We start from the raw sequence: 15509 nt of genomic DNA, 5'->3' as shown, positions 1-15509 counted from the left end.
CGCGCACGAGCCGCCGACGAGCCGGGTCTCAGAACTTGAGGCTTCCGATCATCCCGGCCACATTCGTGGTCAGGTTCGAGATGCTGGGCGCAATGGACGAGCTGGCGAGATAGAAACCGAGCAGCGCGCAGACCACCGCATGTCCGCCCTTCAGTCCGGATTTCCGGATCAGCAGGAAGACGACGATCGCCAGCAGCACCACCGCCGAAATCGAGAGTGCCACGGCGGTTCACCTCCATCAGTACGGTCGGGACGGGCAGCACACATGGAGCCAGCAGGTTCATACCCACCAAGCGCTACGGATCATAACTATCCGTGGCACCGCATTGATCGGGGCACAGCAGCACGAGGGGCGCACGACCGGGCGGTCGGGGACTAGGTTCGGGCCCATGACTTCGCAGAAGATCTCATTTCCACGTCAGCACGCCAGGACGATGCGATTCACCCTCGGCGCCCCCCGCGCGTTCACCGTTTCACCCGACGGGGAGCGGGTGATCTTCCTGCGGTCGGGCTCCGGCACGGACCGGACGGGCCGGCTGTGGGTGCTGGATCTGCCCGCGGGCGGTACGCCGAAGGAGCGCGTCGTCGCCGACCCCGAGACGCTGCTCGGCGGTTCGGCGGAGCGGCTGTCGGCCCAGGAGCGGGCCCGGCGCGAGCGCAGCCGTGAAGGTTCATCGGGGATCGTCGGCTACGCGGTCGACGCGGCGGCCGAGTTGGCCGCTTTCGCGCTCTCCGGCAAGGTGTACGTCGCGGAGTTGCGGGCGGGTACGGCGCGTGCGCTGCCGGTGCCGGGCCCGGTGATCGACCCGAGGCCGTCACCGGACGGGCGCCGCATCGCATATGTGTCGAAGGGCGCGCTGCGCGTCGTGGGCGCCGAGGGCGACGGGGACCGGGCGCTCGCGGAGCCGGAGGGCGCGAACATCTCCTACGGCCTCGCGGAGTTCATCGCGGCCGAGGAGATGCAGCGCTCGCGGGGCTTCTGGTGGTCACCGGAGTCGGACCGGCTGCTGGTCGCCAGAGTCGACGACAGCCCCGTACAGCGATGGTGGATCGCGGATCCCGCACACCCGGACCGCAGGCCGGCCGAGGTCGCCTACCCGGCGGCGGGGACGCCCAACGCCGAGGTGCGGCTCTTCGTGGTGGGCCTGGACGGCACCCGTACCGAAGTGGTCTGGGACCGGGCTCGCCACCCGTACCTGGCACAGGTGCACTGGTCGTCGGCCGGGGCTCCGCTGCTGCTCGTGCAGGCCCGGGACCAGCAGAGCCAGCTCTTCCTCGCGGTGGACACGGAGACGGGTACGACGCGGACGGTACATGTCGACGAGGACCCGGTCTGGCTGGAAATCTTCCCCGGTGTGCCCGCCTGGGCGCCGGACGGGCGGCTCGTGCGGATCGCGGACGAGGGCGGGGCGCGGGTGCTCGCGGTCGGCGACCGGCTGCTGACCGGGGCGCAGTTGCAGCTCCAGGCGGTCCTGGACATCGGCGAGTCGGATGTCCTGGTCTCGGCGTCGGCGGGCGAGGAGGCCGCGGAGCCGGAGATCGGCGAGAGCCATGTGTACCGGGTCAATGAGCTGGGTGTCGAGCGGGTCTCCGAAGGGGCGGGGGTGCATTCGGCCGTCCGCGCGGGCGGCGTGACGGTGCTGGTCTCCCACTCGCTGGAGCGGCCGGGGGCCCGTGCCGACGTGCTCCGGGACGGCAAGCGGGTCGCCACCGTCGCAAGCCATGCGGAAGAGCCGGTTCTGTCGGCGCGGGTGCACCTCACCGAGGGGGGCGCACGGCGGATTCCGTGCGCCGTGCTGCTCCCCGAGGGGTACAAAGAGTCGGACGGCCCGCTTCCGGTACTCATGGATCCTTACGGCGGCCCGCACGGCCGACGGGTGCTCGCCGCCCACAATCCGCATCTGACGTCGCAGTGGTTCGCCGATCAGGGCTTCGCGGTGGTCGTCGCGGACGGCCGGGGCGCACCGGGGCGTTCACCGGGCTGGGAGAAAGCTGTCAAGAACAACCTCGTCCTCACCGTGGACGACCAGATCGAGGCGCTGCACGCGCTCGCCGGGCGGTTCCCGCTGGACCTCGGCAAGGTGGCGATCCGGGGCTGGTCGTTCGGCGGCTACCTGGCGGCTCTGGCCGTGCTGCGGCGGCCGGATGTCTTCCACACGGCGGTGGTGGGCGCGCCGGTGACCGACCAGCGGCTGTACGACACCCACTACACCGAGCGCTATCTCGGCGACCCGGCGAAGCAGCCGGATGTGTACGCGCACAACTCGGTGCTGACGGACGAGGGGCTCTCCGAGGCCGCGGACCAGGTCCGGCCGATGTTGATCATCCATGGTCTGGCGGACGACAACGTGGTGGTCGCGCACTCGCTCAGGCTGTCGTCGGCGCTGCTCTCGGCGGGGCGCCCGCACGAGGTGCTGCCGCTCAGCGGGGTGACGCACATGACGCCGCAGGAGCAGGTGGCGGAGAATCTGCTGCTGCTCCAGGTGGACTTCCTGAAGCGGTCGTTGGGGCTGCGGGGGTGACCTGAGCGGCGGCGCCCGAACGGGCAACCGGCCGGGGGGACTTGACGCCCCCCCGGCCGGTTCACGGCACCCGCACGGCCGTACGCCGACCATGGTGGCGCGTTCGTATATCGGACGTGAGACAGCCAAGTTGCCCGCGCGTTAACGTGTTTGCGGTCAGCCGGCCCGGCTGCTCCCGGAAGGCGGCGGCCCGTCCTCCCGGCCCACGGCGTCGGACGGGCTCAGGGCGCCCTCCTGGCCGGACTCGTCCGCCTTCTTCTGCGGAACGGCCTCTTCCGCCACTGTCTCCCCCGGCGTCTCCAGCAGCCCCTCCGGCGGCACCACCTGCTTCTCCTCCGCGAAGTGGCAGGCCGAATCGTGCCCGGCCGGTGTGTCCGTCAGCCGGAAGACCGCCGGAACCGCCAGCAGCGGCACTTCCCGTTCGCACCGCTCCTGCGCCTTCCAGCAGCGGGTGCGGAACGGGCAGCCGGAGGGCGGGTTGGCGGGCGAGGGGACATCGCCGTGCAGGATGATGCGTTCCCGGTGCTCGCGGGCCATCGGGTCCGGCACCGGGACGGCGGACAGCAGCGCCTGGGTGTACGGATGCGTGGGGTGGTCGTAGATCTGCTCGTCGGTGCCGATCTCGACGATCCGGCCCAGATACATCACGCCCACCCGGTCGGAGATGTGCCGGACGATCGACAGGTCGTGCGCGATGAAGACGTAACTCAGTCCGAACTCCGCCTGGAGCCGGTCCAGCAGGTTGACGACCTGCGCCTGTACGGAGACGTCGAGGGCGGAGACGGGTTCGTCGGCGACGATGATCTCGGGGTTCAGGGCCAGCCCGCGGGCGATGCCGATGCGCTGGCGCTGGCCGCCGGAGAACTGGTGCGGATAGCGATTGATGTACTCCGGGTTGAGCCCGACGACGTCCAGCAGATCCTGGACCTTTCTGCGCCGGTCGCCCTTCGGGGCCACCTCGGAGTGGATCTCGTACGGCTCCCCGATGATGTCGCCGACGGTCATCCGGGGGTTGAGCGAGGTGTACGGGTCCTGGAACACCATCTGGATGTTGCGGCGCACGGCCTTCAGGGCGCGCCCCGACAGTTTGGTGATGTCCTCGCCCTTGTACCTGATCGCACCGGCCGTCGGCTGTTCCAGATGCACCAGCATCCTGGCCACGGTCGACTTGCCGCAGCCCGACTCCCCCACGATGCCGAGCGTCTCGCCCGCCGCCAGGTCGAAGGAGACCCCGTCGACCGCCTTCACGGAGCCGATCTGCTTCTTGATCAGAATGCCCTGGGTCAGTGGGTAGTGCTTGACCAGATCGCGGACCTCCAGAATGGGTTCGCCGCCCACGCGGGTGCTCCCCGGTTCAGCGTGCATCGAGCGTCTCCTTCCAGAAGTAGCAGGCGCTCTCGCGGTGCCGGGCCACCTCGAAGAGGGGCGGTACCTCACCTCGGCAGATCTCCTGAGCCATCGGGCAGCGCGGGTTGAAGGCGCAGCCGGGCGGGATGTGCAGCAGGTTGGGCGGCAGGCCCTTGATCGCGTACAGCTCCTGGCCCTTCTGGTCCAGGCGCGGGATCGACTGGAGGAGGCCCTTGGTGTACGGGTGGGCGGGGGCCTTGTAGATCTCGTGGACGGGGGCCGACTCGACGATCCGGCCCGCGTACATCACGGCGATGTAGTCGGCGACGTCCGCGACCACGCCCAGGTCGTGGGTGATCAGGATGAGTCCCATGTTGAGCTCGCGCTGGAGCTCGGCAAGCAGGTCCATCACCTGGGCCTGGACGGTCACATCGAGGGCGGTGGTGGGTTCGTCCGCGATGATCAGCGAAGGTTCCAGCGCCATCGCCATGGCGATCATGATGCGCTGGCGCATGCCGCCGGAGAACTGGTGCGGGTAGTTCCCGACGCGTTCCCTGGCGGCCGGGATGCGGACCCGGTCCATCAGCTCGACGGCCTTGAGCCTGGCGTCCCTGTGGGACATCCCGCGGTGGACGACGAACATCTCGCCGAGCTGCTCCCCCACGCTGAGCACGGGGTTGAGGGAGGAGAGCGCGTCCTGGAAGATCATGGCCATCTCCTGGCCGCGGATCTTCCGGCGCTCCTCCTTCTTCATCTTCAGCAGATCGCGGTCCTTGAAGAGGATCTCGCCGCCGCTGATCTTTCCCGGGGGCATGTCGAGAATGCCCATGATCGCCTGTGCGGTGACCGACTTGCCGGAGCCGGACTCACCGAGGACGGCGAGCGTCTCACCCTCGGCCACCGAGTAGTTGACGCCATTGACGGCTTTGGCCACCCCGTCGCGGGTGTGGAACTCCACGTGCAGATCGCGCACTTCGAGCAACATGGCAACGGGCTCCTCAGCGCAGCTTGGGGTCGAGGGCGTCGCGCACCGCGTCGCCGAGCATGATGAACGCGAGCACGGTGATCGCCAGCGCTCCGGCGGGCCAGAGCAGCATGTGCGGGGCGTTGCGGATGTAGTTGGCCGCGGCGGAGATGTCGATGCCCCAGGAGACGGCAGGCGGTTTCAGGCCGACGCCGAGGAACGAGAGAGTCGCCTCCAGAGCGATGTACGTGCCCAGGGCGATGGTCGCGACGACGATCACGGGGGCGACCGCGTTGGGCGTGATGTGGCGCAGCATCATCCGGGAGTTGGAGGCGCCGAGCGCGCGGGCCGCCTGGACGTAGTCGTTCTGCTTGGCGGTGATGACCGAGCCACGTGCGATACGGGCGATCTGCGGCCAGCCCAGCAGCACGATGAAGCCGATCACCGGCCAGACGGTGGAGCTCGGCACCACGGAGAGGAAGACCAGGCCGCCGAGGACCACCGGGATGCCGAAGAAGATGTCGGTGATACGGGAGAGGAACGAATCCGACAGGCCGCCGTAGAAGCCGGCAAGGCCGCCGAGGAGGCTGCCGAGCAGGGTGACGCCCAGGGTGGAGCAGACGCCCACGGTCACCGAGTTCCTGGCCCCGTAGACGGTCCGGGTGTAGACGTCGCAGCCCTGTCCGTCGAAGCCGAACGGGTGGCCGGGCTGTGAGCCCTCCTGGGCCTTGCCCAGGTTGCAGTCGAGGGGATCCTGATCCGCGATCAGTGACGGCCAGATCGAGATGATCACCAGGAAGAGGATGATCAGGGCGGAGATGATGAAGACCGGGTTGCGGCGCAGATCCCGCCAGGCGTCGGACCACAGACTGCGCGGCTTCTCGGCGGGGCCGGTGCCTTCGGGGCCGCCCGGTGTCTTTTCGAGCGTCGCACCCTCCTCCAGGGCGAGGTCCATCACACCTCCCGCTCCGGCCGACGAGATCGCCTCGTCCGGTGTCTGCTCAGGCATAGCGGATCCTCGGGTCGAGTACGGCGTACAGCAGGTCGACGATCAGGTTCGCCGCCAGGAAGACGAGGACCAGAATGGTGACGAATCCGACGACGGTCTGGGAGTTCTGGCGCAGGATGCCCTGGTAGAGCTGATAGCCGACGCCGTGGATGTTGAAGATCCGCTCCGTGACGATCGCCCCGCCCATCAGGGCACCCACGTCCGTACCGATGAAGGTGACGACGGGGATCAGGGAGTTGCGCAGCAGGTGCCGGGTGATCACGCGGCGCCTGGGCAGGCCCTTGGCGACGGCGGTACGGACATAGTCGGCTCGGGCGTTCTCGGCGATCGAGGTCCTGGTGAGCCGGGTGACGTACGCCAGGGAGACGGAGGCGACGACGAGCCCCGGGATGATGAGTTCGTTGAGCGGCGCCTCCGATGAGACGGACGGATGGGTGATCCCCCACTTCACGCCGAGGAGGAGCTGGAGCAGCAGACCGGTGACGAAGATCGGGATGGAGATGACGACCAGGGTCAGGATCAGCACGGTGGTGTCGATGGGGCGGCCGCGGCGCAGACCGGTGACGACGCCGAGGCTGATGCCGATGACGATCTCGAACAGGAGCGCAACGATGGTGAGCCGGATGGTGATGGGGAAGGCGGTCGCCATCAGATCGGTGACCTTCTGCCCGTTGAACGCGGTGCCGAAGTCGCCGGTGAAGACGTTGCCCATGTAGGTCAGGTATTGCTGCCAGACGGGCTTGTCGAGGCCGAATTCCGCACGGAGTTGGGCTGCGGTCGCCGGATCGCACTGGCGTTCGCCGCAGAGGCCCGCGATGGGGTCACCCATCACGTTCACCATGAGGAAGATCAACAGCGTGGTGCCGAAGAAGACCGGGATCATCTGCAGCAGCCGCCGGATCACATAACGTCCCATGAAGGGCTCCGGAGGTCGCGGGGGTCAGAGGCGCGGGGCTGGGGAGTGACGCGTCGACGGGATGCGGAAGCCGGGCGGCCGGTGCCAGGACCGCACCGGCCACCCGGCCTCAACGGGTCACTTGACCTTGATCTGCTCGTACACCGGGACGCTGAACTGGTTCAGCGACACATTGGTGATCCGGTCCGAGTGACCGGCGCTGCCGTTCTGGTACCAGAGCGGGATCACGGGCATCTGCGCGACCAGGACCCTCTCCGCGTCCTGGAAGGTCGAGACGGCCTTGGCCTTGTCGGACTCGGCGTTGGCCTTGTCGACGAGGCCGTCGAACTGCTTGTTGCTCCACTTGCCGTCGTTGGACGAGGCGTCGGTGTAGTACACCGGCTGCAGGAAGTTCTGGATGAGCGGGTAGTCCATCTGCCAGCCGGCCCGCCAGGCGCCGGTCAGCTTCTGCTGGGAGACCTGGCTGCGGAAGTCGGCGAAGGTGCCGACCGGGGCGCCGACACAGGCCTTGTTGTTGCCCATCACCTTGTTGATGCTGTTGCAGACGGCGTCGACCCACTCCTTGTGGGAGCCGGTGTCCGCGTTGTACGAGATCTTGAGCTGGCCGCCGGGGATGCCGCCGCCCTCCTGGATCAGCTTCTTGGCGTTCGCCGCGTTGTACTCGCAGGGCGCGCCGCACAGACCCTTCTTGAAGCCGCCTGCCGCGCCGAGGACCGGGGAGGTCCAGTCGGAGGCGGGGGTGCGGGTCTTCTGGAAGATCTGACCGGTGATCTGATCGCGGTTGATCGCCATCGACAGGCCCTGGCGGACCTTGATGCCGCCGGGGGTGTCCCACTTCTTGACGTAGAAGGGGAAGGCGAGCGTCTGGATGATGCCTGCCGGGGTGTTGATGTACCGGTCGCCGAGGTCCGCCTTGACGTTCTTCAGCTGCGAGGCGGGCACATCGTCGACGAGGTCGAGGTTGCCGGCCGTCAGGTCGGTGTAGGCGGTGTTGTTGTCCGTGTAGACCTTGAGGTCGATGCCGCCGTTCTGCGCCTTGTCGCCCCCGGGGTACTTGTCCCACTTGCGCAGGTTCATCGACGAGCCCTTGGTGTACTTGACGATGGTGTACGGGCCGTTGCCGATCGGCTTGGACACCCAGGCGGCGTGGTCGGTGAAGAAGGCCCTGGGCAGCGGGGCGAAGGCCGGGTAGCCGAGGGTGTCGGGCCAGAGGGAGAACTTCTGCATCAGCTTGACCGTGAAGGTCTTGTCGTTGACGAGCTTGAGGCCGGAGAGCGTATTCGCCCTGGCGCTGCCCGACTCGGGGTGGACCTTGCTGTATCCGTCGATATAACCGAAGAAGTAGGCGTTCTTCTGATTGTTCTTCAGCAGCGCCCCGTAGTTCCAGGCGTCCACGAACGACTTCGCGGTGATCTTCTCGCCGTTGCTGAAGGTCCAGCCGTCCTTCACGGTGATCGTGAAGTTCTGGTTGTCCTTGGTTTCGATCTTCTCGGCGAGCATGTTGGTGGCCGCGCCGGTCTTCGGGTCGTACCTCTTGAGTCCCCGGAAGATCACGTCGAGGACCTTGCCGCCCTGCACCTCATTGGTGTTCGCGGGCTCCAGCGGGTTCTGCGGGTCACCCCAGGAGGAGCTCACGATTCCGTCGGCACCACCACCGCCACCACCGCCGCCGCTGCCCCCTCCGCCACATGCCGTCGCCGCCAGGGCGACGGCCACCGCGCATGCGGCCCACTTGGCCTGTGTGGCTCCGCGCATGGAGTGCCTCCTCGTTGTGCTCCGTCTCACGTAGGGTCAAATATCACCGCATAACGAATATTGCGCACACCTACTCCACCCATTCGGACGCAGAAGAGCCGCCTCAAGTGGCGCTGGAGGGGCGGGTTCGCACAGACCAGCGACGAGCCCGCCGCGTTCGACCCCGCGCCCTCCGACCTGACGGCCTCCGCGCTCACCGACACCCTCGCGGCGACCGGACCGAAGGCTCCGACCGCGACCCGCTCCGCGCGGATCGAAGCGCGGGCACATGCCCGGAAGTTGGCCGGAGCACCGGACGCCGCGGACCCACTGATCGTTCACCTGGACGGGGCGCTGATGCCACCCACTCCGACAAGCGGGATGCCGCTGCGGCCCGGCAACGCGGACTCCAACACCGCCGCAGACCACATCGAGACCACCTGGCCCACCCTGGACCGACCACCCAAACGCCTGCCGCGAGGGCGCCGGACACCGACCCGCACAAGGACTGGGGCGATAACGACCGCGCATCGAACGTGCATCGACCACGCACCCGCCTGACTGGATGTACGAATTCCGAGACACCGGCGCCCGGATAACGAACTCATTGCCGGATTTCTCCCGAATGACCGCAACCGCGCCCCCGAATGAAACAAACGGAGGCAAAGATACGCCCATATGAAGGTCATGAGTTGGCCAATTTCCCAAAGAGCGCCTCAAGGGGGACGGACATTCATTGACCCTGCATGAATTGCGTTGAAAAAGTCCGGGTAGCCCGTAGGTGTGCCTGCGGAGTCCTTCGACCCTCCGGGCCAGGAGCACCATGACGATTCCAACCCCGAACGCAGCCACGCCCATTGAGGACGCGGACGCGAACACGCAGCAGGCGCCGGACCCTTCGGCCCTCAAGGGCGGCGACGGCCGTTCGCCGGGAAAGCTCGCCTGGCGGCGCTTCAGGCGCGACCGCACCGGCGTGATTTCGGCCTATGTGGTCATCTTCTTCTTCCTGGTGGCCATCTGCGCGCCGCTGATCTCCAAGGCGTACGGCAAGGATCCGTACACGACCTACGGCCAGGACCAAGAGGGCCTGCTCAACGACTTCGGCTTTCCGGTCAAGCCCAACGGCGGGATCAGCGGCGACTTCTGGTTCGGCGTCGAACCACAGCTCGGCCGTGACCTCTTCACCTTCCTCGTCTACGGCATCCGCAACTCGCTCTTCATCGCCGGCATCACGACCCTCCTGGTGACTGTCCTGGGCATCGTGATCGGCGTCACCGCCGGATATCTGGGCGGAAAGACCGACTACTTCATCGGCCGGGTCATCGACATCCTGCTGGCGTTCCCCTCCACGCTGTTCTTCATCGCGTTCTGGCCTGTCCTCATCAACATCCTGGTCTCGCCGGAGGAAGCCACCCCGATCTGGCTCACCGTCACCAGCCTCATCCTGGTGATGACCGCGTTCGGCTGGGCGTCCATCGCCCGACTCCTGCGCGGAGAAGTGCTCGCCCTGCGCGAGCGGGAGTTCGTCGAGGCCGCGAGAGTCACCGGCGCTTCGCCGGCGCGGATCATCTTCAAGGAACTGCTGCCCAACCTGTGGACGCCGATCCTCATCCAGGCGACCCTCGCTCTTCCCATGTTCGTGACCGCCGAGGCAGGACTCGCGTTCCTCGGCGTCGGGCTGACGGCGAAGACGCCCGACTGGGGCGTGATCCTTCAACGCGGCGCCGACGTCTACCAGGACGACATCACCTTCATGCTCTTCCCGGGGGTGTCGATGGTGGTCTTCGTCCTCGCCTTCAATCTCCTCGGTGACTCGGTTCGCGACGCTCTCGACCCGAAGACCAAGCGCTGACAGTTCCGTCCCGGACCGGAGCGACGGGGCTCCGCCGGATCATTCGTCCCTCTTCATCGACCAGGGCAGGTTGCCATGTCTCTCTCCCGCAGAAACTTCGTCATCGCCACATCCGTCGCGGCGGGCGGCTCCCTCGTTCTCTCCGCGTGCAGCAGTGGTGACGCGGGCGGAGGCGGCAGCAAGGACACGCCGCGCGCGGGCGCCACCGAGTACACCGGTGCCACCGTCAAGATCGGCACCAAGGAAGACTCGGTCGGCCCCGCTCCGGAGGTTCCCGGCGCCAAGAAGGGCGGGACGATCTACGGCGTCTCCGAGGACGACTTCTCGCACCTCGACCCGCAGCGCATCTACTTCGCGTTCAACTCCTCCGGTGCGATGATGTTCGCGCGTGGTCTCACCGGCTACAAGATCGACATGAAGGGTTCCCTGACCCTCGTCGGCGACCTCGCCACCGACGTCGGCACCGCCTCCGCCGACAACAAGACCTGGACCTTCACGTTGAAGGACGGGCTCAAGTGGGAGGACGGCAGCGAGCTGACCGTCGACGACGTCCGCCACGGCATCGAGCGCTCCTGGGCGCCGTTCATCACCGAGGGCGCCGCCTACGTCCAGCAGGCGCTCACCGGCAAGGGTGACTGGCGCAAGGGCTACGAGGGTCCGTACGGCGGCAAGCACCTGGACTCGATCGTCACCGACAAGGCGAAGAAGACGATCACCTTCAAGCTGGCGGAAGCCCGCCCGGACTTCAACTTCACGCTGGCCATGAGCTCCTACGCTGCCACCCCGGTGAAGCTGGACACCAAGGAGAAGTACGACAAGCAGCCCGTCTCCTGCGGTCCGTACATCGTCAAGCACCGTTCCATCGACAAGTCGATGACGCTGACGCGCAACAAGCACTGGGACCCGGCGACCGACCCGATCCGCAACGCCTACCCGGACAGCTTCGAGTTCGAGTTCGGCCCCACCTCGCTGGAGTCCGCGGACCGCTTCATCGCGGACCAGGGCAAGGACCAGCAGATGGTCTCCATCTACAAGTCCGTGCCGGCCGAGCGCATGCAGAAGGTGCTCACCGACCCGGAGCTGAAGAAGCGCACGTTCAACGGTCTGCTCACCGGCACGTACTACTACGCCATCAACTGCAAGCGCACCACCGACGTCGAGGTGCGCAAGGCGCTCAACATCGCCTGGCCGCTCGAACAGATCCGCAAGATCTACGGCGGTCCGTCCGCCGGCGACTACGCGACGACCATCCTCAGCCCCGACATCCTGGGCCGTGAGGAGTTCGACCTCTACGGCAAGCTGAAGGCTCCTCAGGGAGACGCGGAAGCGGCCAAGGCGATCCTCAAGAAGGCCGGCAAGCTCGGCCAGAAGGTCGTCTACAGCTACCCGCAGAGCCCCACCTACGACAAGACGGCCGTCGTCATCGAGAACGCGCTGAAGAAGGCCGGCTTCACGCCGGTCATCAAGGCCGTCGACTCGACCTCGTACTACGACCAGATCCAGCAGGTCGACAACAGCTTCGACGTCATGTGGTTCGGCTGGTCCCCGGACTGGCCGACCGCCTACACGATGATCCAGCCGCTCTTCGACAGCGCCTCCGTCGGCAACGGCCAGAACAACGTCTCCCAGACGAAGGTCGACTGGATCGACGCGGCCATCAAGGAGAACGTCGTCATCAGCGACCAGAAGAAGGCCGGTGAGGCCTGGGCGGCGTTGGACAAGCGGATCATGGACGAGGTCGTCCCGATCATCCCGGAGACCTTCCAGCGTCGCTTCTACCTGTACGGCTCCAAGGTCGGCGGCGCCATGATGGACCCGCTGTTCTCCGCGACGCTGCTCTACAAGACGTACGTCAAGGCCTGACGAACGGCCCCCGCGGGGCGCGGGCGGCTCTCCACCGGAGAGCCGCCCGTTCCCCTCCTCCCTCTCGGCATCCGTCAGGAAAACCCACTGCCATGCTGCGCTTTCTTCTCCGCCGTGTCGTCGGCGCCGCGGTCATCCTGCTGATCATCAGCGTCCTAGTCTTCGTTCTCTTCTACACCGCCCCCCGCGACCCCGCCCGGGTGGCCTGCGGCAAGGTCTGCACCCCCGAGACACTCGCGCTGGTACGTCACAACCTGGGGATCGCCGACTCGATACCGGTGCAGTACTGGCATTGGCTGCAGGGAGTCTTCGTCGGCCGCGAATACCAGTCGTACGGGCACTGCCCCGCCCCCTGCCTGGGGTACTCGTTCATCAACCGCGAGCCGGTCTTCGGCACCATCGTCGACCGCTTCCCGACCACCCTCTCGCTCTCCGTCGGCAGCGCGTTCGTCTTCGTCATCTTCGGCGTCGGCACCGGCATGCTGGCCGCGGTCAAGCAGGGCAAGCTGCTCGACAAGGTCGCGTCCTCCGCGTCACTCGTCGCCTCCTCGCTGCAGATCTACATCGTCGGCGTGGTCGCCATGTACTTCCTCACCGACCAGCTGCACCTGCTGGACCGGCCGAGCTACACCCCGCTCAGCGAGAATCCGGGCGCGTGGTTCTCCGGCCTCCTGCTGCCCTGGCTGGTCCTCTCCGTCATCTTCACGGCCAACTACACCCGTATGGCCCGGTCCCAGCTGGTGGAGTCACTGAGCGAGGACTACGTACGGACGGCGCGGGCCAAGGGCCTGTCCCGGCGGACCGTCTTCTTCCGGTTTGCCTGGCGCGGGGCCATGGGCCCGATCGTCACCATCTTCGGCCTCGACCTGGGCGTCCTCCTCGGCGGCGCGATCATCACCGAGAAGACCTTCAGCCTCCAGGGCATCGGGGCGCTCTCGGTCAAGGCCGTCAACACCAACGACCTGCCGACCCTGCTCGGCGTGATGATGGTGGCCGCCACCGCGATCGTGATCCTCAACATCGTCGTCGACGCCGTCTACGCCCTCATCGACCCACGCGTCCGCCTCGCCTAGGGAGAGATCCAGTGAGCACCCCCTTCCTCTCCGTACGCGATCTGCGCGTGCACTTCTCCACCGAAGACGGCATGGTCAAGGCCGTCGACGGGCTGTCCTTCGATGTGGAGAAGGGCAAGACCCTCGGCATCGTCGGTGAGTCCGGCTCCGGCAAGTCCGTCACCAACCTGACGATCCTCGGCCTGCACCACCCCGACCACACCGAGATCGAGGGCGAGATCCTGCTCGACGGCCAGGATCTGCTGGCCGCCTCGGAGCGGGAGCTGGAGCGGCTGCGCGGCAACAAGATGGCCATGATCTTCCAGGACTCCCTGGCCTCGCTCTCGCCCTACCACACCATCGGAAAGCAGATCGGCGAGACGTTCCGCAAGCACACCGGTGCCTCCAAACGGGACGCCCGGGCCCGGGCTGTCGAGATGCTCACCAAGGTGGGCATTCCCCAGCCCGATCTACGGGTGGACGACTACCCTCACCAGTTCTCCGGCGGTATGCGCCAGCGCGCGATGATCGCCATGGCGCTGGTCTGCAACCCGGCGTTGCTGATCGCGGACGAGCCGACGACCGCACTGGACGTCACCGTGCAGGCCCAGATCATGGACCTGCTCAAGGACCTCCAGCAGGAGACCGGCACCTCGATCATCTTCATCACCCACGACCTCGGTGTCATCGCCGACATCGCGGACGACGTGCTGGTGATGTACGGCGGGCGCTGTGTCGAGCGCGGCACCAAGAAGGAGGTGCTGCGGGCACCCCAGCACCCGTACACCTGGGGTCTGCTGGGGTCCATGCCGAGCCTCGAAGGGCCGGTCGACGTGCCGCTGTCGCCGATCCCCGGCTCGCCGCCGAGCCTGCTCAACCCGCCGACCGGCTGCCGCTTCCACCCGCGGTGCACGTTCACCGAGCAGGTCGGCGGCAACCGCTGTACGACCGACCAGCCGCCGCTGGAACTGGTGGCCGGGCGCGGGGCCGCCTGTCACCTCACCGCGGAGCAGCGCACCGAGTTCTTCGCCGACTTCGCCGGCACCCGGCCCAACTGACGTACAAGAGACGGGACTTCCCTACAATGAGCAGCACAGATCCCCTCCTGGACGTCTCCGGACTCACCAAGCACTTCCCGATCAAGGCCGGCTTTCCGATCCGGCGGACGGTCGGCGCGGTCCAGGCCGTCGACGGACTGGACTTCACCGTCGCCGAGGGCGAGAGCCTGGGCCTGGTCGGCGAGTCCGGCTGCGGCAAGTCGACGACGGGCCGGCTGATCACCCGGCTCCTGGAGCCGACGGCCGGCACGATCTCCTACCGCGGGCAGGACATCACCCACGCCTCGCGCAAGCAGCTGGCCCCGGTCCGCTCCGAGATCCAGATGATCTTCCAGGACCCGTACGCCTCGCTGAATCCGCGCCAGACCGTCGGCAAGATCATCACCGCGCCGATGGAGATCAACGACATCAACCCGGCGGGCGGCCGCGAGGCGCGCGTACGGGAGCTGCTGGAGATCGTCGGACTCAACCCGGAGCACTACAACCGCTTCCCGCACGAGTTCTCCGGCGGCCAGCGCCAGCGCATCGGCGTGGCCCGCGCGCTCGCCCTGGAACCGAAGCTGATCGTGGCCGACGAGCCTGTCTCGGCGCTGGACGTGTCGATCCAGGCCCAGGTGGTGAACCTGCTGCAGAAGCTGCAGAAGGAACTCGGTATCGCGTTCCTGTTCATCGCCCACGACCTGGCCGTCGTACGCCACTTCTCGCAGCGCGTGGCGGTCATGTACCTCGGCAGGATCGTGGAGATCGCCCATCGCGAGGACCTGTACGGCAACCCGCGTCATCCGTACACCAAGGCGCTGCTCTCCGCCGTGCCCGAGGCGACCGCCGACGACACACCGGCCCGTGAGCGCATCCGCCTCGCCGGCGATGTGCCGTCCCCGGTCAACCCGCCGTCGGGCTGCCGCTTCCGTACGCGGTGCTGGAAGGCGACGGACAAGTGCACGAGCGAGGCGCCGCCGCTGGTACGGGTGGAGGGCAGCCGGGACGGCCATCTGACGGCCTGCCACTACCCCGAGGACTCCCAGTCCGTGTCGTCCGTCCCGAAGGCCCGTACGGCCTCGGACGGGCCGAAGCTCGACAAGACCACCGAAGACCCCGAGGCCGGGGCCTGACACCCCTGGCCCGGCCCCGGGGGCGCCCTCACGGACACGGACCCGATCGGCCCGCGAACCACGGGGCTCCCCCGGCCCAA

Annotated in this window: 13 protein-coding genes; 7 read left to right on the top strand and 6 right to left on the bottom strand. The window is 67.4% G+C overall.

Features of this window, described 5'->3' with window-relative positions; translation table 11 throughout:
- Positions 1-28 precede the first annotated feature (28 nt).
- On the bottom strand, positions 29-223 hold the full coding sequence (locus ACIPEK_RS09870; protein WP_093896879.1) for a hypothetical protein: 195 nt from the start codon (positions 221-223) through the stop codon (positions 29-31).
- 166 nt (positions 224-389) lie between these two features.
- On the opposite strand from ACIPEK_RS09870, the gene ACIPEK_RS09865 reads away from it, so the two are divergent.
- Positions 390-2522, top strand: a complete 2133-nt coding sequence (locus ACIPEK_RS09865; RefSeq protein WP_401993057.1) for a prolyl oligopeptidase family serine peptidase — start codon at positions 390-392, stop codon at positions 2520-2522.
- 156 nt (positions 2523-2678) lie between these two features.
- Here the strand turns inward: ACIPEK_RS09865 and ACIPEK_RS09860 are convergent, their stop codons facing one another.
- The 5 genes from ACIPEK_RS09860 to ACIPEK_RS09840 all read right to left on the bottom strand — a co-directional run bounded on the left by ACIPEK_RS09860 (position 2679) and on the right by ACIPEK_RS09840 (position 8513).
- Positions 2679-3887, bottom strand: coding sequence for an ABC transporter ATP-binding protein (locus tag ACIPEK_RS09860; protein WP_401993054.1), 1209 nt, complete (start codon positions 3885-3887; stop codon positions 2679-2681).
- The gene (locus tag ACIPEK_RS09855) at positions 3877-4854 is read right to left on the bottom strand and encodes an ABC transporter ATP-binding protein (RefSeq protein WP_401993051.1); all 978 of its coding nucleotides are present in this window, start codon (positions 4852-4854) and stop codon (positions 3877-3879) included. The genes ACIPEK_RS09860 and ACIPEK_RS09855 overlap by 11 nt, the downstream gene beginning before the upstream one ends.
- A 13-nt stretch (positions 4855-4867) precedes the next feature.
- Positions 4868-5842 (bottom strand): ABC transporter permease, encoded by a 975-nt coding sequence (locus ACIPEK_RS09850; protein ID WP_383075759.1) that lies wholly within the window; start codon positions 5840-5842, stop codon positions 4868-4870.
- Positions 5835-6758 carry an ABC transporter permease gene (locus ACIPEK_RS09845; RefSeq protein ID WP_401993048.1) on the bottom strand — a complete coding sequence of 308 codons (924 nt, stop codon included), beginning with the start codon at positions 6756-6758 and terminating at the stop codon, positions 5835-5837. Before ACIPEK_RS09845 ends, ACIPEK_RS09850 begins: the two co-directional genes overlap by 8 nt.
- A gap of 117 nt (positions 6759-6875) precedes the next feature.
- On the bottom strand, positions 6876-8513 hold the full coding sequence (locus ACIPEK_RS09840; RefSeq protein WP_401993045.1) for an ABC transporter substrate-binding protein: 1638 nt from the start codon (positions 8511-8513) through the stop codon (positions 6876-6878).
- Positions 8514-8573: 60 nt separating this feature from the next.
- Here ACIPEK_RS09840 and ACIPEK_RS09835 point away from each other — a divergent pair, with 60 nt between their 5' ends.
- The 6 genes from ACIPEK_RS09835 (at position 8574) to ACIPEK_RS09810 (ending at position 15429) form a co-directional block, all read left to right on the top strand.
- Positions 8574-9053, top strand: a complete 480-nt coding sequence (locus ACIPEK_RS09835) for a hypothetical protein (protein WP_401993485.1) — start codon at positions 8574-8576, stop codon at positions 9051-9053.
- Positions 9054-9315: 262 nt separating this feature from the next.
- The gene (locus ACIPEK_RS09830) at positions 9316-10344 is read left to right on the top strand and encodes an ABC transporter permease (RefSeq protein WP_401993042.1); all 1029 of its coding nucleotides are present in this window, start codon (positions 9316-9318) and stop codon (positions 10342-10344) included.
- A gap of 75 nt (positions 10345-10419) precedes the next feature.
- Entirely contained in the window at positions 10420-12207 is a 1788-nt protein-coding gene (locus ACIPEK_RS09825) for an ABC transporter substrate-binding protein (RefSeq protein ID WP_401993039.1), read from the top strand.
- A 92-nt stretch (positions 12208-12299) separates the two neighbouring features.
- The gene (locus ACIPEK_RS09820) at positions 12300-13280 is read left to right on the top strand and encodes an ABC transporter permease (protein ID WP_401993036.1); all 981 of its coding nucleotides are present in this window, start codon (positions 12300-12302) and stop codon (positions 13278-13280) included.
- A gap of 71 nt (positions 13281-13351) precedes the next feature.
- On the top strand, positions 13352-14317 hold the full coding sequence (locus ACIPEK_RS09815; RefSeq protein ID WP_401993456.1) for an ABC transporter ATP-binding protein: 966 nt from the start codon (positions 13352-13354) through the stop codon (positions 14315-14317).
- Between the two features lie 26 nt (positions 14318-14343).
- Entirely contained in the window at positions 14344-15429 is a 1086-nt protein-coding gene (locus ACIPEK_RS09810) for an ABC transporter ATP-binding protein (protein WP_401993033.1), read from the top strand.
- The last annotated feature ends 80 nt before the right edge of the window (positions 15430-15509 follow it).

The organism is Streptomyces sp. NPDC088246 (assembly GCF_044741025.1).
Classification (GTDB): domain Bacteria; phylum Actinomycetota; class Actinomycetes; order Streptomycetales; family Streptomycetaceae; genus Streptomyces.
Note: the sequence above shows the minus strand (reverse complement) of the source record. Positions and strands in the feature narration are given on the sequence as shown.